This window comes from Aporhodopirellula rubra, from assembly GCF_014192335.1.
Taxonomy (GTDB): Bacteria; Planctomycetota; Planctomycetia; order Pirellulales; family Pirellulaceae; genus Rhodopirellula; species Rhodopirellula rubra.
In genome coordinates, this window is the sequence record NZ_JACHXU010000006.1 from 31,641 (window position 1) to 55,698 (window position 24,058).

Consider the following 24,058-nt stretch of genomic DNA (forward strand, 5'->3'; position numbering starts at 1 on the left):
CACCGCTCGATGACGAGCACGGCTCGACGAAGTAACGTGCTGTTGCACCGAGCGATTCATTCTCCTCGCTACCATCTATCCGCGTGCGTCAGATCACCAAAGGGACCAACAATCATCTCTTGACCAACGCCGCCGTTTGGTCGCACGACAGCGAGTGGATCTATTTCGACACACGCAGCGATACCGACGGATCGGCCTTCGACTGTTCCACGGTCGCACGGGTCCATGTTCACGATGGCCGCGTCGAAACCGTCTACCACGCTCATCACGGCGCTCACGTCGGTGTCGTTACCGCCAGCCCCACTGATGATCGAGTCGTTTTTATCCACGGCCCCGAAGTTCGTCCTGAGGATCCCGCTGAAGATTGGCCATACAACGCCTACCACCGTCGTGGCGTGATCGCGATCCCGAACCACCCCGATCAAACCTGCAACCTCGACGCACGCGATCTTTCGCCTCCCTACACCCCCGGTGCACTGCGTGGCGGCACCCACGTGCACGTATTTTCGGGTGACGGATGCTGGGTCAGTTTCACTTACGAAGATCACGTCCTCGCCTCGAGCACGTCCCCCGGCGCGGAACTCAATCAACGCGGCGTCGGAATCAGCGTCCCTGTGCGAAACGTATCTGTTCCCCAAACCCACCCACGCAACCACGACGGTTCGCACTTCAGCGTTCTCGTCACGCGAACGTGGGATCGCCCAGAGCCAGGTAGCGATCAAATCAACCGAGCCTACAGCGACGCGTGGGTCGGCGTCGATGGCTACCGAAATAGCAACGGCGAACACCAAAAACGAGCGATCGCATTTCTCGGCGATTGCCTCAGCGAACACGGACACCCCATCACGGAACTGTTCGTGGTCGATATACCATGCGACGTTACCGTCGCGGGTGATGGCCCATTATCAGGAACCGAAACGACGCGTCCCGCACCGCCCGCCGACACGCACCAACGCAGACTCACGCACACCGCCGATCGTAAATATCCAGGCATCTCCGGTGTACGGCATTGGCCGCGCAGCAGCCCCGACGGTGAACGGATCGCGTTTCTCATTAAGGACACCCACGGTGTGTCACAGCTATGGCTCGTCTCCCCTCTCGGCGGCGAACCTCGACAACTAACGACTTCCCGCACTCCGATCCAATCCGCGTTCACCTTTCGCAACGATGGGCAAAAAATCGCCTGCGTGATCAACCACTGCGTCTGCGAGGTCGATACCGAGACAGGCATGATCGACGGTCTGACACCCCAAAGTCCGCCCGAACTCTCTCCTCTCAGCCTCGCGTGTGTCTACAGCCCAGACGGAACGCAAATCGCCTTCCTCCGCCGAATCCCCACGCCCGCCGGCCCGCGAAATCATCTCTTCACCTGCCGTTCCAAACTTCGCCAGTAACATTCACCGACAGCACGATTGGCTGGCTTCGCCAACCGATGTCGATCCCGACACCAAAATCGGCACATTTTTTTTGCTGATTTCATCACGAAGCTGAACCGCGGACCGCCCCCCACCCATTGGCGAAATCCAAACCGTTAGGGATCCGGTTTTACCCCTGATGTCTCCATCAACACGACGAACGCCGGTCCGCTCGTCAAATCCCGCATCCCGTCATAACGCAATCACAACGGCCCAACTCGCCCGCCTCGCTCGAATTAACCAAGCGATCCGACTAACATGTGTCAGCCAGCGTCGCTAGACGGTGGACACGCTCTAGCAAACACAGCGACCGATCAAGAGCCTTCGTCATTTACAAAACACCGTAAACAAAAAACGACGAAGTTGCCCCTTGAGAACTCTCGCTTTCCTCCCGACCGAGGATCTTTCCCTAGATCCATTCCTTTCTAGTCCACTTGATCTCCGTGCCCGAATCAGCCCCAACCACGTCGCAGCCCAAAACCGCTCTGATCACCGGGATCACCGGTCAAGACGGTTCTTACTTGACGGAGTTGTTGCTCGCCAAAGGCTACACCGTGCACGGTCTCGTCCGGCGTACCAGCAGCACAGTTCGGTCGCGATTGGACTCACTCTTTCATGACAAGAGTGTCTACGAACGTTCGCTGTTCCTGCACTACGCCGATCTCGATGACGCCACCACCATCCGTCGGATTTTACTCAAAACAAGCCCCGACGAGATCTATCACCTAGCCGGTCAGAGCCACGTCGGCCTAAGTTTTGAAATCCCCGAATCCACGTGCCAATTCACAGCCATGGGAACGCTCCGGTTGCTCGAGATGATTCGAGATCTCGAAAAGCAACCGCGTCTGCTTCACATCAGCAGTAGCGAAATTTTTGGCCGCCCGGACGCCTCGCCGCAAAACGAAGCGACCCCGATGCGGCCTGTTACGCCATACGGCGTCGCTAAGACCTTCGCGACCCAAATGGTTCAGGTGTATCGTCGTTCGTTCGATTGTTTTGCCTGCAACGCCATCTGTTACAACCACGAATCACCGCGTCGTGGTGAGTCCTTCGTCACCCGCAAAATCACTCGCGCAGCCGCGGCCATCTCACTAGGCCTCCAATCCGAACTCCGCCTCGGTGCTCTGGATGCACGCCGTGACTGGGGCGACGCTCAAAGTTACGTGGCCGCGATGTGGATGATGCTGCAACAAGACTCTCCTGACGACTATGTGCTCGCAACCGGACGCACTCACAGCATCCAGGACTTCCTCGAGTTCTCCTTCGAACACGTCGGACTCGACTGGCGTGACTACGTCGTCACCGATGCCAAATTCATCCGCCCGACCGACGTCGCCGACCTTTGCGGCGACCCGTCTCACGCCATCGAAAAACTCGGATGGAAACCACCGGAAAGCTGCCAAGAACTCGCACAGCAGATGGTCGACCACGACTTGAAGTTACTCCAAGAAAAAACAGCTCCCATAAGCTCCTAGCCCATCCCACTTAGCTGATCACCCAACCATAAAACACACGAAACAAACCCTACCCCACAACTTTCGTGTCATTCGTACTTTTCGTGGTCAAAAACACACGTCACCACCGGCAACCAACTAAGCCCCCCAACCACAAACCACACCACCCGCAGATACGAGAGCACCAATCTCCATCCAATCAATCGCACGATCCGCACCAGCAATTGAGACAACGGCTTTACAAACAACCCGCCCCCTAACACTTTCGTGGCATTCGTAATTTTCGTGGTCGAAAAACACACGTCACCACTGGCAACCAACCAAGCCCCCCAACCACAAACCACACCACCCGCAGATACGAGAGCACCAATCTCCATCCAATCAATCGCACGATCCGCACCAGCAATTGAGACAACAGCTCTACAAACAACCCGCCCCCTAACACTTTCGTGGCATTCGTAATTTTCGTGGTCGAAAAACACACGTCACCACTGGCAACCAACCAAGATTCCCAACCACAAACCACACCACCCGCAGATACGAGAGCACCAATCTCCATCCAATCAATCGCACGATCCGCACCAGCAATTGAGACAACGGCTCTACAAACAACCCGCCCCCTAACACTTTCGTGTCATTCGTAACTTTCGTGGTAAAGGTCGCCCCATAACAACGTGGCCGATCGATATTTCCGAAAACAGCAATCAGCTAGGCCCTTACTAACAACTACCGCTAACAGCCATCTACTATGAACTTTCAAAAGATCTTTGTTGCCGGACATCGCGGAATGGTGGGCAGCGCTCTCATCCGCAAACTCACGTCGAGCCCCAATCCGCCCGCCCAAATTCTGACTCGCACTCGCGATCAACTCGACCTCTGCAACCAAGCCGCCGTTGACGATTTTTTCGCGACTGAAAAGCCCGACTGCGTTCTGTTCGCGGCAGCTAAAGTCGGCGGAATCCACGCCAACGCAACCTATCCCGCTGAGTTCGGTTACCAAAATACAGCGATGGCGATGAACTCCATTCATTCTGCATACCGACACGGAACCGAACGTTTCCTGTTTCTCGGCAGCACATGTATCTACCCACGAAACGCCCCCCAACCGATCCCTGAAGACAGCCTGTTGTCGAGCCCTCTGGAGCAAACCAACGAGGCGTACGCGTTGGCAAAAATCATGGGACTGAAACTCTGCCAGTACTACCGAGAGCAATACGGCGTGATGTTTCACTCCGCCATGCCGACCAACCTTTACGGCCCCGGTGACAACTATCACTCCGAAAATTCACACGTCATCCCTGGGCTGATCCGCCGATTCCACGAAGCCAAACTGGGCGAAGCGGATTCGGTCACGGTTTGGGGTTCAGGCAACCCGCGACGCGAGTTCCTCCATGTCGACGATCTTGCCACCGCCGTGCTGCACCTGATCACGCTGGCCGATCCACCACACTGGGTCAACGTTGGAACCGGCACCGACTTACGGATCGCCGACCTAGCAGCCAAAATCGCGAGCGTCGTCGGATTCCAAGGCGAGATCATCCAAGACACCTCCAAACCCGACGGCACCCCCGTCAAACGAACCAATACGGAACTCATCAACTCGACCGGTTGGCACCCATCGATCGACCTCGATGAAGGTCTCAAAACCACCTACGCCGATTTCATTCGCAACAGCGAAACGATCCGCTGCTAGCACGCGATCCAGGGTAGAATCGAGAGGGCAACGGCATCCGTTGTCCCTCTCGCCAAACACATTCAACCAATCATCAATCGCATTCTCTCTCCCACACGGGAGCCCCTGCAGGTATCAAGCGAACGCAATCAAAACGTTCGCCCAAAACCTCTCTCCCAAGCCTGCGCAAACACAATCCGCGCCGCTCAGCCCCTCTACCTTCGCTCCCCCCGAGTCGAACAAAGCAACCAGAGGGCCCACGATCACGCACACCTCACACGCCCCCCACAACCTTTCGTGTCGTTCGCGCATTTCGTGGTCAAACAAATCCAACCCAAAAGTCGACCGATCGCTCCGACGATCGGATTCCACCCCAACGCCAAGCATCCCCCCCTCACCCCAATCAAACAAAACCACCCACAACCTTTCGTGTCGTTCGCGCATTTCGTGGTCAAACAAAACCCACCCAAAGTCGACCGATCGCTCCGCCGATCGGATGCCACCCAACACCCAGCATTCCCCCCTCACCCCAATCAAACAAAACCACCCACAACCTTTCGTGTCGTTCGCGCCTTTCGTGGTCAAACAAATCCCACCCAAAAGTCGACCGATCGCTCCGCCGAGCGGATCCCACCCCAACACCAAGCATCCCCCCCTCACCCCAATCAAACAAAACCACCCACAACCTTTCGTGTCGTTCGCACATTTCGTGGTCAAACAAACCCAACCCAAAGTCGACCGATCGCTCCGCCGATCGGATCCCACCCCAACACCAAGCATCCCCCCCTCACCCCCCAATCACACAAAACCACCCACAACCTTTCGTATCGTTCGCGCCTTTCGTGGTCAAACAAATCCCACCCCAACACCAAGCATCCCCCCCTCACCCCCAATCACACAAAACCGCCCACAACTTTCGCACCGTTTGTGTATTTCGTGGTCAAACAAAACCCACCCAAAGTCGACCGATCGCTCCGCCGATCGGATGCCAACCCAACACCAAGCATCCCCCCCTCACCCCCCAATCACACAAAACCGCCCACAACTTTCGCACCGTTCGTGTATTTCGTGGTCAAATAAATAAATCCCCACCACAATCACACCAACCACCACCCAATCGCTTCGCGCACATTCCGTAATCAAAACTACTCCCCACGCCCCCATGCCCACACAATCCAAAACCGCCTTGGTCACGGGAATCACCGGCCAAGACGGATCGTATCTCGCCGAATTACTGCTCGAAAAGGGCTACACCGTCCACGGAATCGTCCGCCGATCGAGCTCTTTCAACACGTCACGAATCGACCACCTCTACCGTGACCCGCACGAAGCCGACACGCGTTTGTTTCTCCACTACGGCGATCTGACCGACGGCCAGAATCTCACCAATCTGGTGCTCGATGTGCAGCCCGATGAGATCTACAACCTCGGAGCTCAATCGCACGTCCGCGTTTCTTTCGACGCCCCCGCCTACACCGTTCAAACGGTCGCCCTCGGAGCACTCAACGTGCTCGAAGCAGCGAGACAACTCTCCAAAACCAAACCGACGCGGGTTTACCAAGCCAGCAGTAGCGAGATGTACGGTGATGTTGTTGAAACACCGCAACGAGAGACCACCCCGTTCAGCCCACAGAGCCCGTACGCGTGCGCGAAAGTTTACGCGTTTCACCAAACCGTGAATTACCGCAACGCCTACAGTCTCTTCGCCAGCAACGGGATTCTCTTCAATCACGAGTCCCCACGACGAGGCGAGACTTTCGTCACGCGAAAAATCACCCGTGCCGCCACTCGGATCAAACTCGGCCTGCAGAAGAAGCTCTACCTCGGCAACCTCGACGCGAAACGCGACTGGGGCTACGCCAAAGACTACGTCGAAGGCATGTGGCGGATACTGCAACACGACGAACCCGACGACTTCGTGCTCGCCACCGGCGAAACCCAAACCATCCGAACCTTCCTCGACTATGCGTTCGGCGTCCTCGATCTCGACTGGAACGACTACGTCGAAATCGACCCCCGATACTTCCGCCCCTCCGAAGTCGATCTTCTACTCGGCGACAACACCAAAGCCAAGGAGAAACTAGGCTGGGAGCCCAAAACCACCTGCAAAGAACTCGCCGAACTCATGATCCAACACGACCTAACCCTAGCCCACCAAGAACTCAAACGAACTAGCAATTAGCTTCTAGCGAACAGGTAAAGCCGCCACAACGTTCGCGTCATTCGCACCTTTCGTGGTCAAAAACTTGCCCATAGTCGACCAATCGCTCCGCCGATTGGATCCCCCACAACTCAACCCACCATTCTCCCACCAGCAAAACCGAGCGAAGGGTTACCACCGCGCCGAAAGTCCGCACATGAGTCACCCAGGCCCACCCAAAACCTTTCGTATCATTCGCCACTTTCGTGGTCAAGAACACGCCCATAGTCGACCAATCGCTCCGTCGATTGGATCCCCACATCTCCACCCAGCACCTGCACTCACAAAACGCTTCATTTCTTCCCGGGAGAGCCAAGCCAAACGAGCCAAGGGGCATCACAAGCACTAACCACAAACACACCAACTCTACAAATCCCCCCCCCAAAGACTTTCGCGTCGTTCGCACCTTTCGTGGTCAAAACACCACCAATCACTCGCCACTTCACTCCCATCACTTCGTCGGATAACCGGCATATCCAGCCCCAATCCGGCCAACGCAATCGCATACCGCGAGCTGATTAACCTTCCCCGCACCACCATTCGGGCGCGAGATTGCATGCTTTCGTGCAAGCCAAAAGCAAATTCAAATTTGCGTATTATACTGGCCCCAAAGAAAGCGTTTTCGCCTACTTCAATCCATCTCTTCCGCGTCGTTCGTGGTTAAAAAAACCATCGCCGACCGATCGGATCCCATCCGTCCACAATCAACACGACACGCAAGCACTCCACCTCAATCGCCGCACTCCACGAATCAAGCCACACGAGGTACCACCCAACAACGTTCGCGTCTTTCGCACCTTTCGTGGTCAAAAACTTGCCCATAGTCGACCAATCGCTCCGTCGATTGGATCCCCCACAACTCAATCCACCATTCTCCCACCCGCAAAGCCGAGCGAAGAGTTACCACCGCCAAAAGAGTCACCCAGGCCCACCCACAAACGTTCGCGTCTTTCGCAATATTCGTGGTAAAAAACACCACCATAGTCGACCAATCGCTCCGTCGATTGGATCCCCACAACTCAACCCACCATTCTCCCACCCACAAAGCCGAGCGAAGGGTTACCACCGCCCAAAGAGTCACCCAAGCCCACCACAACTTTTGTGTCTTTCGCAATTTTCGTGGTCAAAAACACGCCCATAGTCGACCAATCGCTCCGCCGATTGGATCCCCACAACTCAACCCACTATTCTCCCACCAGCAAAACCGAGCGAAGGGTTACCACCGCGCCGACAGTCCGCACAAGAGTCACCCAGGCCCACCCAAAACCTTTCGTATCATTCGTTACTTTCGTGGTCAAAAAACACTGCAACCTGCAACCCACCAACCCACCAACCCGTCCCTGTCACCTCATGAAAACCCTCATCACCGGCGGTGCCGGCTTCATCGGCAGCAACCTCGTTCGACTGGCGTTATCGCAAGGCCACCAAGTCCTCAACGTCGACGCCCTCACCTACGCGGGCAACCTTGCCTCCCTCAGTGACATCGAAGACAACCCGAACTACCGCTTCGCGAAAATCGACATCACCGATGCGGACTCCGTGCAGCAAACCATCGCGGACTTCCGCCCCGACGCCGTCATGCACCTTGCCGCCGAGAGCCATGTCGACCGCAGCATCGACGGGCCCGGCCAATTCATCCAAACCAACGTCATCGGCACATTCAACTTGCTGCAGGCGAGTCTCCAACACTACCGATCGTTACCGGACGACCAAGCGGAAAAATTCCGGTTCCTGCACGTCTCTACTGACGAAGTCTACGGCAGCCTCGGCCAGACCGGACTGTTCACCGAAACCACGCCCTACGACCCGCACTCGCCGTATTCGGCCAGCAAAGCGTCCTCTGATCACCTCGCCCGCGCATGGCAGGACACCTACGGCCTCCCCGTCCTCGTCACCAACTGCAGCAACAACTACGGGCCCTATCAATTCCCCGAAAAACTGATTCCCGTCGTCATCCTCAAATGTCTCCGCGGTGAACCAATCCCCGTCTACGGCAAAGGCGAAAACATCCGCGACTGGCTTTACGTTGAAGACCACTGCCGCGCCCTGTTGACGGTCGTTGAGAAAGGCAAGCCGGGCCAGACCTACAATATCGGCGGCAACAACGAACGCACCAACCTCGAACTCGTCCAGACCCTCTGCAGCATTCTCGACGAACTCTGCCTAAGGGCAGAGAGTGGCGAGTCACGAGCAACGAGCAGCGAGATGAAATCAGATACAAACTCGCAGCTCGCGACTCGCTACTCGCAACTAATTACCTTCGTCACCGACCGCCCCGGCCACGACCTCCGCTACGCGATCGACGCCAGCAAAATCGAACGTGAACTCGGCTGGAAGCCCCTCGAAAACTTCGAAAGCGGCTTCCGGAAAACAGTCCAGTGGTATCTCAACAACGAATCCTGGTGGCAAAACATCCTCTCCGGCGACTACCAACTCGATCGGCTAGGAAAAAAGTAGCGAGCAGCGAGAACACAGCCATCGCCCACATCAACCACGCAAAACGCCCCCCTCCAAATTCGACCAATCGCTCCGCCGATTGGATTCCCCACAACTCAGCCCACCATTCTCCCACCGGCAAAACTGAGCGAAGCGAAGGGCTACCACTGCGCCGAAAGTCCCTACAAGAATCCCCCCCAGCCCACCCACCACTTTCGCGTCGTTCGCAATTTTCGTGGTCAATAACCACACCCATAGTCGACCAATCGCTCCGCCGATTGGATCCCCCACAACTCAACCCACCATTCTCCCACCGGCAAAGCCAAAACGAAGCAAAGGGCCACCACCGCGCCGAAAGTCCGCACAAAAATCCCCCAGCCCACTCACCACTTTCGAGTCTTTCGCAACTTTCGTGGTCAATAACCACACCCATAGTCGACCAATCGCTCCGCCGATTGGATCCCCACAACTCAACCCACCATTCTCCCACCAGCAAAGCCAAGCAAAGGGCTACCACCGCGCCGAAAGTCCACACAAGAATCCCCCAGCCCACTCACCACTTTCGCGTCTTTCGCAACTTTCGTGGTCAAAAACCACGCCCATAGTCGACCAATCGCTCCGCCGATTGGATCCCCCCACAACTCAACCCACCATTCTCCCACCAGCAAAGCCAAGCAAAGGGCTACCACCGCGCCGAAAGTCCACACAACAATCCCTCAGCCCACTCACCACTTTCGAGTCTTTCGCAACTTTCGTGGTCAATAACCACACCCATAGTCGACCAATCGCTCCGCCGATTGGATCCCCCCACAATTCACCCCACCATTCTGCCACCGGCAAAGCCAAAACGAAGCAAAGGGCCACCACCGCGCCGAAAGTCCGCACAAAAATCCCCCAGCCCACTCACCACTTTCGAGTCTTTCGCAACTTTCGTGGTCAATAACCACACCCATAGTCGACCAATCGCTCCGCCGATTGGATCCCCAACAACTCAGCCCACCATTCTCCCACCGGCAAAGCCAAGCGAAGGGCCACAACTGCGCCGAAAATCCGCACAAAAATCCCCCAGCCCACTCACCACTTTCGAGTCTTTCGCAACTTTCGTGGTCAATAACCACACCCATAGTCGACCAATCGCTCCGCCGATTGGATCCCCACAACTCAACCCACCATTCTCCCACCAGCAAAGCCAAGCAAAGGGCTACCACCGCGCCGAAAGTCCACACAACAATCCCTCAGCCTACCCACAACTTTCGCGTCTTTCGCAACTTTCGTGGTCAAAAACCACGCTCATAGTCGACCAATCGCTCCGCCGATTGGATCCCCCCACAACTCACCCCACCATTCTGCCACCGGCAAAGCCAAAACGAAGCAAAGGGCCACCACCGCGCCGAAAGTCCCCAAAAGAATCACCCACGCAGCCCCACCCAGAGCCTTTCGAGTCATCCGCGTCTTTAGCGCTCAAAAATTCACCACCATCACCACCCAATTACTTCCCCCCTCAACCCAACACGCAGCTCCCTTCAACCGCGCCAGAACCACGAGACACTCCAGTCCAACCTCCTGTGCCAACCACGACTGTGGCAGCAAAAAAACCAATCCTCCCCACTCGCCCTCCGATTGCGCAGATTGCGCAAACTATCCGGTAGACATCGAGCAAAACGTGAAATTCCCCCCCTTCCGTCATTGCAAATTCACGACCCGCGAACGATGCTTTGAGCGTCCAGGCGGAATCCTTTGCCTTGTCCGCAACGGCAAGCCATTTCGCCCATACCCTACCCCGACGTAGGTGTCACGAGAGCGAAATTGTTCGCCCCAGAGTGTCACCCAAGGGGACGAAGTCTGCGCTAATCGTCGGTTTTTTGCTGTCCAAACTCGTCTTCCTGAATCGTTGCTACTGGCCGGACACCGAGGCAACTGGACAATTGCTCACCGACCTCTGTGAACACCTCGGTCGCTGCGGCCACGAAGTTCACGTCGTATGCGGACAACCCAACAGCCCACGAGCGAACACCCCCTTTTTGCCGCATGGCGTCGAAGTCCGAAACGGGGTTTCGATCCACCGACTCACCCACGCCCGATTTCCCAAAAGGGTCCCCGCCGGTCGACTCCTCAACCTCGTTTCGTTCACCCACGCGGCGCAGCGGTACCTCAAACAAACCCGACTCCAAGCCGACGTCTTTGTCAGCGAAACAGACCCATTTTTACTGCCGGCTGTCGTCGCCAAACATGCTCGGCGGTTCAACGCTCACTTCGTCGCCTACCTCCAAGACATCTACCCTGACGTCGCCGAAGCGATCGGCAAAGCAAAACCGGGGCTAGTCACCAACCAAATCCGCAGCCGGCTGCGAAACGCCTATCAATCCGCCGCAAAAGTGATCGTCCTCGGCTCGTGCATGAGAGACCGGCTAGCCAGCCCACCGTGGTCACTCGACGCTGACAAGATCGAGATCATCCCCAACTGGGCCGACTGCGGGGCCATCCGGCCGATCCCACACACCGACAACCCGCTTCGCCAGCAATGGAACCTGAACGACAAATTTGTCGTCATGCACTCGGGCAACATGGGCCTGACCCAGCGACTCGATTTCCTCATTGACGCCACGAACGATCCCGCTTGGCCCGAAAACGCGGTCCTCCTCCTCGTCGGCGACGGAGCCGCCAAACAGCAACTCCAACACCAATCCGCCCACCCCCCGCCAAACCCACCGACGGACAAAGTGAGCCGTTTTGGCGCTAGCCACGGTTGTGATCCTTCATCCAATCATCACCCTCCCTCTGGGAGGGTCGAGCGAAGTGAGGGGAGGGCCGAACCGCAAAACCAACAACCCGAAAAGCTAAAAGCTAATAGCGATCAGCTAATAGCGAAAAACAAAACAACGCCCCGCGTTCAGTTCCTCCCCTACCAACCCCGCGAACAACTCGCCGAATCACTCTCGGCTGCGGACCTGCATGTTATCTCCATGCACGAGAACATCACCGGCTGCTTATGCCCCAGCAAGCTGTACGGCATCCTCGCCGCCGGCCGCCCTGTCCTCGCCATCGCCCCCGACCAAACCGACCTCGCCCGCACAGTCCATGAACAGAAAATCGGTTGGGTGTGCGAGCCCGGCAATGCGAAACGAATCGCAGAGTCCGTCGCGAAAGCCGCCACGTCGCAAATCGCCCCCATTGGCCAGACAGCCCGCCGCCTAGCAGAAACCAATTACGACCAATCCGTCGCCGTGGCGGCCTTCGAAAAGCAAATCACTAACCTGAACAACTAGCAACCAACAACTCCCTTGCGTCTCCTCGTCAACACTCTCTCGATCGGCTCCATGAGCGGCAATCACGTCGTTTATGGATTCTTGCGGCCCTACGCGGCGGCGATTCTCCCCAACGACGAGCTTCTCATTGTGCACTACGAGGACAATCCGCCTCCGCAAGAGATACTTGACCAGGGCGCGACAACGATCCCCGTCTCCGCCCGCTACCAAAAATGGTCCAAACGGTTGCTTTGGGAATCGACCCGATTGCCATCCGTTATCCTCAGCGAGAGAGCTGACGTGGTGCTGACCGTCTCGGGAGCATTGACGCCGCGCTGTCCCGTTCCTCAAGCCGTCCTTTGCCAGAACCCGTGGTGCTACCGTCCCGTTGTCCATCGTGATTGGAAAGAGCGAATCAAGGCACGTCTTCAGAGAGTCGGATATCGCAAAGCCTTCGAGAAGGCCGACTTGATGATCTATATTTCGGGGCACCTCCGCGACCTCTATCGCCAAGACAATCTTGGACGCGGCGAAGCCCCCAGTGAGATTGCCTATGTGGGGCTGAACGACGACACCTATGCTGCCGCCCAGCAACATGCCGACCTGCCGCGCGACCCTTACTCAATCCTGTCCGTCTCCGCGATGGCGTCATGGAAAGGAGCCCACACGCTTGTCGAAGCGGTCTCAATTCTTCGCAAGCGAGACATCCCTGCCATTTTGCGACTCGTGGGCCCATGGCCGCACCCTGAATACGAACAACGCATCCGGAGGCAGATACAGTCACTCGGGCTGGATGAGGCCGTGGAGATCCTTGGCCGAGTCAGCGACGAAGAACTTCATCGGCAATACGCGATCAACCAAGTCTACGCGTTACCAAGTCACTGCGAGTCCTACGGAATCCCAGCCGCCGAAGCGATGGCTTTCGGGACCCCCGTCGTCAGCACCACCTGCTGTGCGATCGCCGAGATCTGTGCCGAGGCCGGTGAATTCGGCCCGGTTGAAAATCCCAACTGGACCGCTGATGCACTGCAAAAGCTGCTATGTGACCAGAATCGATGGAACGAGCTCAGTGCAGCGGCCAAACAAAAGGCCGCCACTCTCAACTGGCAAACCTGTTACCAACCCCTGCTCAAGCTCAGCCAACTAGCAACTAGCAACTAGCAACTAGCAACTAGCAACTAGCAACTAGCAACTAGCAACTAGCAATCCATTAGCCGTTTTGGCGCTAGCCACGTTTCTCAACACAACTCGCAAACTTTGTCCACCACATCCCCTCTCGAAGCCAGCACCTCGGCGCTCGCTGCTACCCCGGATGACCTTCCCGTCACGGTGTACTCCCCCGAGTCGCCGCTTGCACACCCCATCAAGCTTGTCAAGGAGATCTTCGGGGATATGTGGCGGTGTCGCGAACTGACATGGATCCTATTCACACGAGACCTCAAAGCCCAATATCGCCAAAGCTACTTTGGCTATATCTGGCTGTTCGTGCCCGTCATTTCGACCACGATCGTGTGGATGTTCCTGAACAGCACCAAGGTCATTCAAGTCGCCGACACCCCGATCCCATATCCGGCCTATGTACTTCTCGGCTCGATGATCTGGGGAGTGTTTACCTCTTCACTGAACCAACCACTCGCATCGTTCAACGAGGGTCGCAACGTCTTCATGAAGCTGAAGGTACCACCTGAAGCGTTTATTTTGTCTGGTTTGAGCAAGGTCGTCTTCGAGCTCCTCATCAAGATGTTGGTATTGATTCCAGTCTTCGCGGCACTTGGGATGATGCCGGCGTCGACAATGTGGCTGTTTCCCGTCGGCATGGCATGCACGGTTCTGATCGGGGTCTCCATTGGATTCCTGATGATTCCTCTTGGATCGTTGTACACCGATGTCAGCCGCCTTGTCGTAACCGCCTTGGGCTTTGCGATGTACTTAACCCCGGTGGTCTACCCGCCCCCAACAAGTGGTTGGGCGGCGACGCTTGTCCAATACAACCCCATGACTGCAGTCGTGATGACTACTCGCGATTGGTTGACCATCGGTCACAGCGATTACATGCCTGCAATGCTAATTAGTACTGCCATCGCTACTGTGGCTCTGTTTTTTGGGATTGTTGTTTTTCGCGTCGTGCTTCCAAACCTCATTGAACGGATGGGGATGTAGCCATGAGTGATAACGAAGTCCTAATCCGCTGCGAAAACGTCGGCAAAAAATTCTGCCGCGATCTGAAGTCTAGTCTTTGGTATGCAGTGAAAGACTCAGCGAGGGATCTAGTAGGAGTAAATCGCGATAACAGCAATCCCGAACTACGCCCCTACGAGTTCTGGGCAAATCGAGATATCAATTTTGAGCTGCGCCGTGGAGATTGTTTGGGGCTCGTCGGCAGGAACGGCGCGGGAAAAACGACGCTCCTGAAAATGCTGAACGGCCTTATCAAGCCGGATACGGGCTCCATAGAAATGAGTGGCCGAGTTGCGGCAATGATTGCTCTTGGCGCTGGATTCAACCCAGTTCTAACTGCACGCGAAAACGTCTATATCAACGGATCCATACTGGGGCTCAGTAAAAAACAAACAGATGATCGATTTGACGAAATCATAGATTTCTCCAACCTCCACAAGTTTGTCGATGCCCCGGTAAGAACGTTCAGTTCTGGCATGTATGTGCGTCTCGGGTTTTCGATTGCCGCAGTGATGTTTAAGCCAGATGTACTTCTATTGGACGAGGTCATTGCCGTAGGAGACCGAGATTTTCGAATTAAGTGCATGGAACGGGTCTCGCAAATGCTGACAACAAGCGCTGTTATATTCGTAAGCCATCAGTCTTCCCTGGTCGCGCGAGTCTGCACGCAAGCCGTCCTAATGGAAAATGGCACTCCGAAGTTCTTTGGTTCACCACGAGACGTGATTTCTAAGTACGAAGACACTTCGACCGAATTGTCCACGCAATTCACAACCATTGAAACACTGGATACGCCCTCATGCAAACTCGATGCTCATGAATTGCCTTTCGGGGGATCTTTAAGACTTTCTATCGCGTTGGATTCGAAAACGCACTTTTCTGGTCTGATACTTCGTGTTCATATTGTTGACAGTTCTGGTGAATCGATCGCTGAATGGGACTCGCGCAACCACGATTATCCCATAGATATTTCCGTAGGAAGCAATGAATTTGACGTCGTGCTGAGTGATCTTCGGCTCTCGTTTGGCGAATACTACATTTCATTCTCGATCAATGACGCCGATGAAGTGCGTTATCTGGTCACAGGTGCAAAGTGCTGTCGTTTTTCTTCGCTCGCAAAGCACTACGGCGTCTGCAAAGTGCAATTGTGATGGCGTCACTTTGAAAAAGCTAGATTTCTCTGACCCTTTCCAAGCTCGCAATTGGTTGCGAGCCTTGCGCTGCGATCCTGTATCAAATATCCGGATCGCTCCCAACCTTTCGCTTTCACGCCGCCAACTTGGATTCGCATTTCGCTCAAACCAATTTGGGCTTCGGGGCCCAAACGCTCGCGATGGTTCATGCGTCATCCTTGGAACGTCTTTTGCGATGGGGTTTGCGGTAGATGCAGGCATGGACTGGTACGACAACTTGCTTGACTACAATCAATGGTTCAATGCCGGACTCCCAGTTGGGCCGTTGCAATGGAAGCGTTTGCTAGACAGCACTTACAGGGGAAACCGAAACGTTGCTTTCCTTATTTACCATCCAAACCTTTTACCAATCGCAAACGCATATCACACAATGACCCAGAATGGACAAACAGCGTTCGAATTCTATCGGTGGAAAACAGGATGGTTGGACTGCTGGAAGCTGTCTCGATCAAAACGCAAACAGTTGACCCAAAGAATGGCAATCGGTGAAATTGTGGAACTGGAGCACCGTGGTGAAATGTTCCGCTTCAATTCGAACTACTGCTACATTCGGCCAGATGAGATCGAGGACATCGTCGAGCAACAGAAAGGCACTCTCTGTCAACTTGCCAGTACATTCGATTCTGTTATTTGTTTGAGAGTCCCTATCAAGGAAGAGCTGCTACCCACGACGCATTTGAACAAGCGATTTGAGGTCTTAAAAGAATCACTTGAAATATCTTGGAGCCGAGTGAAGTCAGCTTTGGCAAAGCATGTTCTATTTTGTCACACTGCTGAAGGATTTGAACTCTCTCACTTTCATGGGCATGATACCCACTTGAACGAAACGGGAAATCAACACCTTAGAAATCAAGTCCGTAAAACCCTTGAATACGCTGGCAAATCAGACACTCTGTGTCGAATAGACGAATGACTAAGACTCCCAAAAGTACCGGCATGCGACGCCTTATAGACAACCTTTATCTCGTCCGTCAGTTTAGCCGCGCAATTAACGAAAGCGGATTCCGCCACCCTTTTGCACGCCATGAGGTGCTTCGGATTGCACACCGGTGCACGTGCGAAGAATCGCTAAAACGAGAGCTTCTACGGGCGGCGCTGGCGAATGGCAGCCGTTCGTTTGAAGAACTCGAAATGCTCTTGACTCTTGATCGACTATGGGTCGTTTTCAATGAGATTTTCGTTGATCAGGAATATCAGATCCCTGCTACTTTTCCAAAAGCACCACGCATTTTGGACTGCGGCGCAAATGTAGGATTCGCGACGGAGTTTTTCAAAACGAAACGCCCGGACGCATCGATTATCGCATTTGAACCCACCCCAAAACTCGCCGATTCAGTTCGGGACATGGTCCAACGTCGAAACTGGGATAGTATCTTTGTCGAAACGGCTGCGGTTTCCGATCATGAGGGGAGTGCCGAGTTCCTGTTTAGTGAACACGATCCTTTGGGAGGTTCATTGACCACCCGCAAGCAAGAGCGAGGAGATGCATCGCTTCAGAAACAAACTGTCCAGGTAAAGCGTCTAAAGGACTACCTACAAAACCATGTAGACTTGTTGAAACTTGATGTTGAAGGATCAGAGTTCGAGGTCTTGGAAGATATTAAAGATGATCTTGCAGCAGTAGACCGCATTTTCATCGAGTATCACCGCGGACCGTCGTGGACGAATGAACGATTGGAACGGATTCTGAGCATCTTGCGACAGGCGGGAATTGACTACGTGATTGCCCCAAATCGTTCGTCGCGCGAGGCGGGGTCCTTATTTACGCAGCGAAACCTTGCGAACGCATCACTCTGTATCTACGGCAGTAGGAAGAACTGAGCTGGCTCGAAGATGTATCTCCAGCCGGACCTGACTTGGAACCACTTGGCGAAATTTGCCTAAATAACCTGACATGCATATCTATTTCGATACCCAGACGCTCAATGGTTTTGTTAGTGAACTAACTAGCAGGGCAACAGATGACCGAAGCACAGCAAATATCCTTCTGGTGGGTGGCCGAAAGATAGACTTGGATGCGCATCCAAATCTTCGGGGAATTTTCAAGACTGGTGTCGGCACGGATAATCTCCCCTTCGAAGAAGCCAAGAAACGCGGAATTGAAATCGCCCTTCCATGCGAGGCAACTCGCAGCATCATCTATCGAGAAACTGCGGATTTTGCTTGTCATCGAATCCTACAGTGTCTCTACCGAAAACTAGGCTGCTTTGAGACTTGGACAAAAGAACCTCGCAATGCGCTGCAGCGGAAAACACTCCTTGTCGTTGGCACTGGTAAGATTGGTGCGATGGTGCGAAACAAGATGGCCGCTTTTTGTAACACCATCACGTTCGATTCACTAACAAATGAGAGCGGCGAACTGCGACCGATGGTCGAGATGGCTGATTGCGTTTCTTTGCACATTCCTTTACTGGATTCCACTCACGGTTTTTTTGACTCGGAAAAACTGAGATGGATGAAAGACGGGGCGAGCTTGGTTAACACCGCACGCGGCCCAATTATCGATGAGCAGGCGTTGCTGAATGAATTACAGACTGGTCGAATTTTCGCGGCGTTGGACGTATTCTCAAACGAACCATATAACGGTCCGCTGTGCGAGCTCTCGCCGGACAAAATCTCGCTGTCACCGCACGTCGCGAGCACCTGCAGCGACTTCCTCGCAGCGACTGCTAAAGACTTCAGGGACTTCATTGCGAAGCTCTCGGCTTGACGCTCAAACAACATGATCAACAAACGCGATAGGGATAGAGCCGCACGATGTTTGCGTCAACGCTAGAAGATGAAATGACGATTGACTGGCTCTGTCATTCAAGTGTTTTCCAACGCTGCATCGAATGGTTGCACGCAAACTCGACGCAGTACCCCGCTGGCATCACGAAACTAGAGGGCGATCAGTTCTTTGTGAATGTACACGGGTATGAAACAAAGCACCGCACCAATTGCAGGTGGGAATCACATCGCAGAACGGTTGATCTCCAGTATTGCATCTCAGGCAGTGAGAGAATTGACTGGACAAACGAGAGATTTGACAAAGGCACCAGCGATTATGACGAGCAAAGCGACTTCGAACTGTGGAACGCTCGAGAAACGGATTTCAGTTCGTTTGAACTCACACCCAGGCGATTCGTGATTTTCTTTTCGGGTGAGCCGCATCGCCCCATGGTGTTGCACCCCGCAAGTAAATCGATTCACAAGCTCGTATTCAAAATCGACATGGAGCTCTTGGCCCAGTGAATTGGCAGGCAGAACTGAATGTTGCGACAAGGGCCGCTGAGTTAGCGGGGGCTTGTCTAATGGAACAATTCCAAGCAAACCCGCACGTCCTCAGTGAAGACGGCAAAGACATCAAGACTCTGGCGGATTTAGAAGCGGAATCGATCATCCTGTCAAAGCTGTCGGAAACTAAGCTTCCAATCATCGCGGAAGAATCCGCCTCCGATTCTCTTCAGGATAGCTTGCACTGGCTAGTTGACCCGCTCGACGGAACCATGAACTTTACCAGGGGATTCCCTGTTTTCGCTGTTTCGATTGCGTTGTGGGATGGATTGACTCCAGTCCTTGGCGTGATTCTCGACCTAGCAACCCAAAACCTATACACAGGGATCGCTGGGCATGCTTCGTGGATGAACCAGACACCGATTCGTGTATCGAGTGTCGATTCCACCGACCGTGCAATCTTGGCGACGGGGTTTCCATCCTTGCGAAACTACGATGAAGAAAAACTGACACAGTTTGTTGGGCACATTCAAGCATTTAAGAAGATACGCATGATTGGCTCTGCGGCACTATCGATGGCCAACGTTGCGAAGGGAGTTTTCGACGCTTACTTCGAGGAAGACATCATGCTCTGGGACATTGCAGCGGGCGCTGCAATCGTCGACGGTGCCGGTGGACGACTATTAATTCGCCCCGGCAACCGCACGCATTCGGTGCACGCGATTGCAACGAATGGGCAATTGAATTTCGAATAGGCCGCTGCGAAGACTCGGCGAAAACAATGAATTCTGCCAATCGAATTGAAGGCAAGAAACTACCTATATGATTATCGCAATGATCCCCGCACGAATGGGCAGCCAGCGTCTTGCTAAGAAGAACCTGCGGGAGTTGGGAGGTGTGCCTCTTATCTCCCGTGCGATCCGCAAGTGCGTTGCAGCGAATGTCTTCGATGAGATATGGGTCAATTCGGAGCATCCAGACTTTGGCCAGATTGCCCAAGACGAGGGAGTTTCATTTCACCAACGTCCCGAGGCACTTGGCAACAACCAAGCTACCAGTGAGCAGTACACCGCCGAATTCCTGACCGCACATGCATGCGACTACGTCTTTCAAGTGCACAGCATCGCCCCCTTGTTGACGATTCAGGATATCACGTTCTTTGTCAATGAAATGAACACCGGCAAGTACGACTGCCTGTTAAGCACTGAAGAGATACAGATAGAGTGCGCTTTCGAAGGCAAGCCGGTCAACTTCACACTTGACGAAAAAACGAACTCACAAGAACTCACGCCAGTGCAAAGAGTTTCTTGGAGCATAACCGGATGGCGGCGGGACACCTACTTGGAATCATTCAACGCGGGGCATTGTGCGACCTATTCAGGCAGGGTCGGGTTCACGCCGATAAGCCGTTTAGCCGCACATGTCATTAAGACAGAAGCTGATCTGGAGCTTGCCGAAGCCCTGCTGCCCACCCTAGAAAACAAACTGACTTAGAGCCAGACGCTAGTTCCTGACCAGGCAAAGCTTGCACCTGTTCCTTTCCTGAATTCTATGAGTTCGTCTATCCCCTATCGCAAGGACATCGATGGCCTTCGGGCCATCGCCGTCCTTGGTGTGATTCTATATCACTTTTTTCCAACACGGCTCACAGGAGGTTTCGTAGGCGTCGATGTCTTTTTTGTGATCTCAGGCTATCTGATCACTTCGATTCTGATTTCAGATAAGGAGAAAGATACTCTTTCGCTTCGCACGTTTTGGGCACGGCGAATTCGAAGAATTTTCCCCGCTGCTCTGGTGGTCACCTGTGCGAGCATGGTCGCAGGTTACTTCTGGCTCGAACCCGCATCCCTGACGTCGCTAGGAAAGCAAGTTGTAGCGGCTAGTTGCTTTGCTGCCAATTTTTTCATGTGGCGGCAAAGCGGCGATTACTGGGCGCCAGCAGCCGAAGCCGTCCCCATGCTTCACATGTGGAGCCTCGCCGTTGAAGAGCAGTTCTACCTCGTGCTCCCGCTGTTGATTTGGTTCCTCAAGCTGAAATGGATAACACGGAGCCTTTTCATCCTTTTCGTGGGGAGTCTAGGGCTTTCGGTTTACGCCAGCCTGAATCACCCGGTTGCTGCATTTTACTTAACACCGAGTAGATCCTGGGAGCTTCTGGCCGGTGCCCTAGTCGCTTGCAAGGCGACGAATTCAGCAGGACAGTTGGCTCGACTGTCCACGCCATGGGCTGGATGGCTTGGCCTCGCACTGATTGCAGGGACGTATTTGGGACTAAACGGTCAAGTCTATTTCCCTGGACCATTGGCGGCCCTTCCTGTCATCGGAGCCTGTCTCGTAATCATCTCAGGCATCCCGCAAACGAAAACTAACTCGCTATTGTCATGTGCGCCAATGACCTACGTCGGCAAGCTTTCGTATTCCCTGTATCTGTGGCATTGGCCCGTATTGGTTTTCGGACGCGTATGCGGTTTTGGCATTCCATTTTTGTTGTCCTTTATCCCGCTCAGTCTAATCACCTATCACCTCGTCGAGCAGTCGACCAGAAAGCGAGCGAATATTTCTACTGTACTTTCGGCTAGCCTTGCCGTATTGGTAGTGGCGACAATGATCGGGACGGGGAAACTCAACGGTCGTACCCCGGAAGGCTACGAAGCCCCTCAGCTCAGTAACTACGACTGCCAATCCACGTTCAGCGACGGAGGCATTGTTTTCAACGAAAATGCAGAACCAACCATTGTGCTGGTCGGGAACAGCATGGCATATCAGCATGGCGATTTGCTTCGCTCTGCGTTCCCTAGTTGCCAAATGAGATTCCTGACTGTTGGAGGAACTCCGGCGAGATTTTTAGATCAAGGCGAAGATGGCACTGACCTGATCCCACCGGTCACCTGGACTCATCAAGCAAGGCTTGAGCTTGATAAGAAACGCCGTGCAATACTGGATCAAGGGGCCGATGTTGTCTTCGTGGGAGATCGATGGCTGGGGCCAAATCCTGCGATTGCAAACGCAGAAACGGAAGCCGTCTATTATGAGGAACGGCAAAGCACGGAAGCGTTCATTGAGTATCTGGCAACTCGTTCACGCTTGGTTGTGATCGCGTTGGAAACCCCAATCCTCGATGTACCTAAAGAAATGAGCATGCAACGGATTGCAGAGAACCTAATAACCAATCCGACTGAGCCTCTGCGCGAGGACCCCGATTTTGCAGCGAGATTCCCAATCGCGAAGGAGTTTCTTCGCGAGGTCGCATCGCGGTTTAAAAATGTAATCCTTTTTGATCCGTCTCAAGCCATACGTGATGGGGAAAAACTTGTATTTGTTCGCGATAACAGAATCCTGTTCTACAATAGATCACATCTCAGTGTTGCCGCGACATTCACACTTCGCGAGGCAATAACCGAGCTCATCTCACCTTACGTAGGTAAGCTGGAAGAAATCACTCATGACGCAATCAAGGCGCCGGTGACCGATGATTAAAGCTGGAATAATTGGCTATGGGAAAATGGGGCGTATTCGAGCGGAGGCTTTGAAACAGTCTGGACGCGCCGAAGTAACGGAGGTGTACGACGTCCATGCGAACGCCTCGGACGTGACTTTTGTCGCATCGGCTGAACAGTTGATTCAATCCAATGATATAGATGCTGTATTTGTTTGCACTCCCAATCATTTGATCTGTCCTCTGATCATCTCATCCTTGAATGCTCGCAAGCATGTATTTGCGGAAAAGCCGCCAGGACTAAACGCGGAAGAAGTTCGGTCCATCCGCGCGGTAGAAGTCGCGTCAGGACGTGTGTTGATGTATGGGTTCAACCATCGACATCATGAAAGCATCAAACGCATGAAAGAAATCGTCGACTCCGGAGAATTGGGGCGAATTCTATGGATGAGAGGAAGGTACGGCAAAGAAGTGGATGAGTCGTTCTTCAAGGGATGGCGTGCAGATCCCAAATTGGCTGGCGGGGGAATCATGCTTGATCAAGGCATTCACATGCTTGATCTTATGTTGCACTTGGGCGGCGGTTTTGATGAAGTACACGCGGTTGTGTCTAACCTGTTCTGGAAGATCGAAGGCATTGAAGACAATGTTTTCGCCATTTTGAAAAGCAACGAATCCGGTATCTGCGCTTCCCTGCACTCGACGATGACCCAATGGAGATACTTGTTTTCCTTGGAAGTCTTTCTGGAGAAAGGATCGCTTATCATCAATGGGCTAAAAACGTCTTCAAACGCGTACGGTGAAGAAAAACTCTCCATCAAGCGAAACGCTTCTGATGGTCATTTCACAAGCGAAGAACACAACGTCTTCCACGTTGACACGTCTTGGAATTCTGAAATTGAACATTTCCTTGGATGCGTGGAAACAGGCAGTGAAGTGATGTATGGAAGCTCGACCGATGCGTTAAAATTAATGCAACTGATGGACCGAATTTATGAGGCGAGCGCGTGATTGATGAAGCTTGGTACAGCGACTATCTCGAACGATACCGCCGCGTGTTATTCGGAAAGGAAGTCTATACTTGCTGCCGTAAACTCTACGAAGTGGCTGTGCGGGTAAGGGACAACGGGAACAAGTTCATGGTTGCTGGCAATGGCGCCAGCGCCTCCATTGCAAGCCACGTAGCAGCCGACATGACGAAACAGGGCGGCGTCCCCGCGATCACTTTTCACGATCCCAATTTGATTACGATGCTTTCAAACGACTATGGTTTTGAGCATTGGGTTGAACAGGCAATCGAGAAGTACCATCGCCCTGGTGATGCTGTAATCCTGATTAGCTCAAGCGGTTCTTCGCCAAACATGGTCAATGCAGCTGCAATCAGCGAAAAACTGGGGCTACATGTCACCACTGCAGTTGGGTTCGACAACGAAGGACCTCTGGGACAAACTGGTGACATAAATTTCGTCGTCGACTCGAAGGCCTATAACGTCATCGAAAACGTTCATAGCATATGGCTCACCATGGTGGTCGACATGCTTGTGGGAAATGCAGAATACTCGGTCAAATAGCACGTCGATGTTCGTCTTTTTGCACTCGAAACCAACCCGATT

At 53.8% G+C, this 24,058-nt stretch carries 18 protein-coding genes; all 18 read left to right on the forward strand.

Annotated features, from left to right (window positions below; translation table 11 throughout):
• Positions 1-83 precede the first annotated feature (83 nt).
• The gene (locus FHS27_RS09695) at positions 84-1,394 is read left to right on the forward strand and encodes a DUF3748 domain-containing protein (RefSeq protein ID WP_184304619.1); all 1,311 of its coding nucleotides are present in this window, start codon (positions 84-86) and stop codon (positions 1,392-1,394) included.
• Positions 1,395-1,858: 464 nt separating this feature from the next.
• On the forward strand, positions 1,859-2,890 hold the full coding sequence (locus tag FHS27_RS09700) for a GDP-mannose 4,6-dehydratase (protein WP_184304621.1): 1,032 nt from the start codon (positions 1,859-1,861) through the stop codon (positions 2,888-2,890).
• A 727-nt stretch (positions 2,891-3,617) separates the two neighbouring features.
• Entirely contained in the window at positions 3,618-4,562 is a 945-nt protein-coding gene (locus FHS27_RS09705) for a GDP-L-fucose synthase family protein (protein WP_184304623.1), read from the forward strand.
• 1,141 nt (positions 4,563-5,703) lie between these two features.
• Positions 5,704-6,723: a GDP-mannose 4,6-dehydratase gene (gmd, locus tag FHS27_RS09710; RefSeq protein ID WP_184304625.1), complete on the forward strand. Its 1,020-nt coding sequence runs from the start codon at positions 5,704-5,706 to the stop codon at positions 6,721-6,723.
• Positions 6,724-8,091: 1,368 nt separating this feature from the next.
• Positions 8,092-9,198, forward strand: coding sequence for a dTDP-glucose 4,6-dehydratase (gene rfbB / locus FHS27_RS09715; protein WP_184304627.1), 1,107 nt, complete (start codon positions 8,092-8,094; stop codon positions 9,196-9,198).
• 1,841 nt (positions 9,199-11,039) lie between these two features.
• Positions 11,040-12,443, forward strand: coding sequence for a glycosyltransferase family 4 protein (locus FHS27_RS09720; protein ID WP_184304629.1), 1,404 nt, complete (start codon positions 11,040-11,042; stop codon positions 12,441-12,443).
• A 51-nt stretch (positions 12,444-12,494) separates the two neighbouring features.
• Positions 12,495-13,583, forward strand: a complete 1,089-nt coding sequence (locus tag FHS27_RS09725) for a glycosyltransferase family 4 protein (protein ID WP_184304631.1) — start codon at positions 12,495-12,497, stop codon at positions 13,581-13,583.
• A 96-nt stretch (positions 13,584-13,679) separates the two neighbouring features.
• Positions 13,680-14,582, forward strand: a complete 903-nt coding sequence (locus FHS27_RS09730; RefSeq protein WP_184304633.1) for an ABC transporter permease — start codon at positions 13,680-13,682, stop codon at positions 14,580-14,582.
• 2 nt (positions 14,583-14,584) lie between these two features.
• Positions 14,585-15,751, forward strand: a complete 1,167-nt coding sequence (locus FHS27_RS09735) for an ABC transporter ATP-binding protein (protein ID WP_184304642.1) — start codon at positions 14,585-14,587, stop codon at positions 15,749-15,751.
• Positions 15,752-15,761: 10 nt separating this feature from the next.
• Positions 15,762-16,706 (forward strand): hypothetical protein, encoded by a 945-nt coding sequence (locus tag FHS27_RS09740; protein ID WP_184304644.1) that lies wholly within the window; start codon positions 15,762-15,764, stop codon positions 16,704-16,706.
• On the forward strand, positions 16,703-17,614 hold the full coding sequence (locus FHS27_RS09745; protein ID WP_221225002.1) for an FkbM family methyltransferase: 912 nt from the start codon (positions 16,703-16,705) through the stop codon (positions 17,612-17,614). The genes FHS27_RS09740 and FHS27_RS09745 overlap by 4 nt, the downstream gene beginning before the upstream one ends.
• Before the next feature lie 73 nt (positions 17,615-17,687).
• On the forward strand, positions 17,688-18,503 hold the full coding sequence (locus FHS27_RS09750; protein ID WP_184304648.1) for an NAD(P)-dependent oxidoreductase: 816 nt from the start codon (positions 17,688-17,690) through the stop codon (positions 18,501-18,503).
• 47 nt (positions 18,504-18,550) lie between these two features.
• Complete coding sequence (locus FHS27_RS31625) at positions 18,551-19,027, forward strand: YhcH/YjgK/YiaL family protein (protein WP_184304650.1); 477 nt, start codon at positions 18,551-18,553, stop codon at positions 19,025-19,027.
• Positions 19,024-19,764 (forward strand): inositol monophosphatase family protein, encoded by a 741-nt coding sequence (locus FHS27_RS09760; protein WP_184304652.1) that lies wholly within the window; start codon positions 19,024-19,026, stop codon positions 19,762-19,764. Before FHS27_RS31625 ends, FHS27_RS09760 begins: the two co-directional genes overlap by 4 nt.
• 67 nt (positions 19,765-19,831) lie before the next feature.
• Positions 19,832-20,503 carry an acylneuraminate cytidylyltransferase family protein gene (locus tag FHS27_RS09765; RefSeq protein WP_184304654.1) on the forward strand — a complete coding sequence of 224 codons (672 nt, stop codon included), beginning with the start codon at positions 19,832-19,834 and terminating at the stop codon, positions 20,501-20,503.
• Positions 20,504-20,560: 57 nt separating this feature from the next.
• Positions 20,561-22,486: an acyltransferase family protein gene (locus FHS27_RS09770; protein WP_184304655.1), complete on the forward strand. Its 1,926-nt coding sequence runs from the start codon at positions 20,561-20,563 to the stop codon at positions 22,484-22,486.
• Positions 22,479-23,456: a Gfo/Idh/MocA family protein gene (locus FHS27_RS09775; RefSeq protein ID WP_184304657.1), complete on the forward strand. Its 978-nt coding sequence runs from the start codon at positions 22,479-22,481 to the stop codon at positions 23,454-23,456. Before FHS27_RS09770 ends, FHS27_RS09775 begins: the two co-directional genes overlap by 8 nt.
• Positions 23,453-24,016, forward strand: coding sequence for an SIS domain-containing protein (locus FHS27_RS09780; RefSeq protein ID WP_184304659.1), 564 nt, complete (start codon positions 23,453-23,455; stop codon positions 24,014-24,016). The genes FHS27_RS09775 and FHS27_RS09780 overlap by 4 nt, the downstream gene beginning before the upstream one ends.
• Positions 24,017-24,058 lie beyond the last annotated feature (42 nt).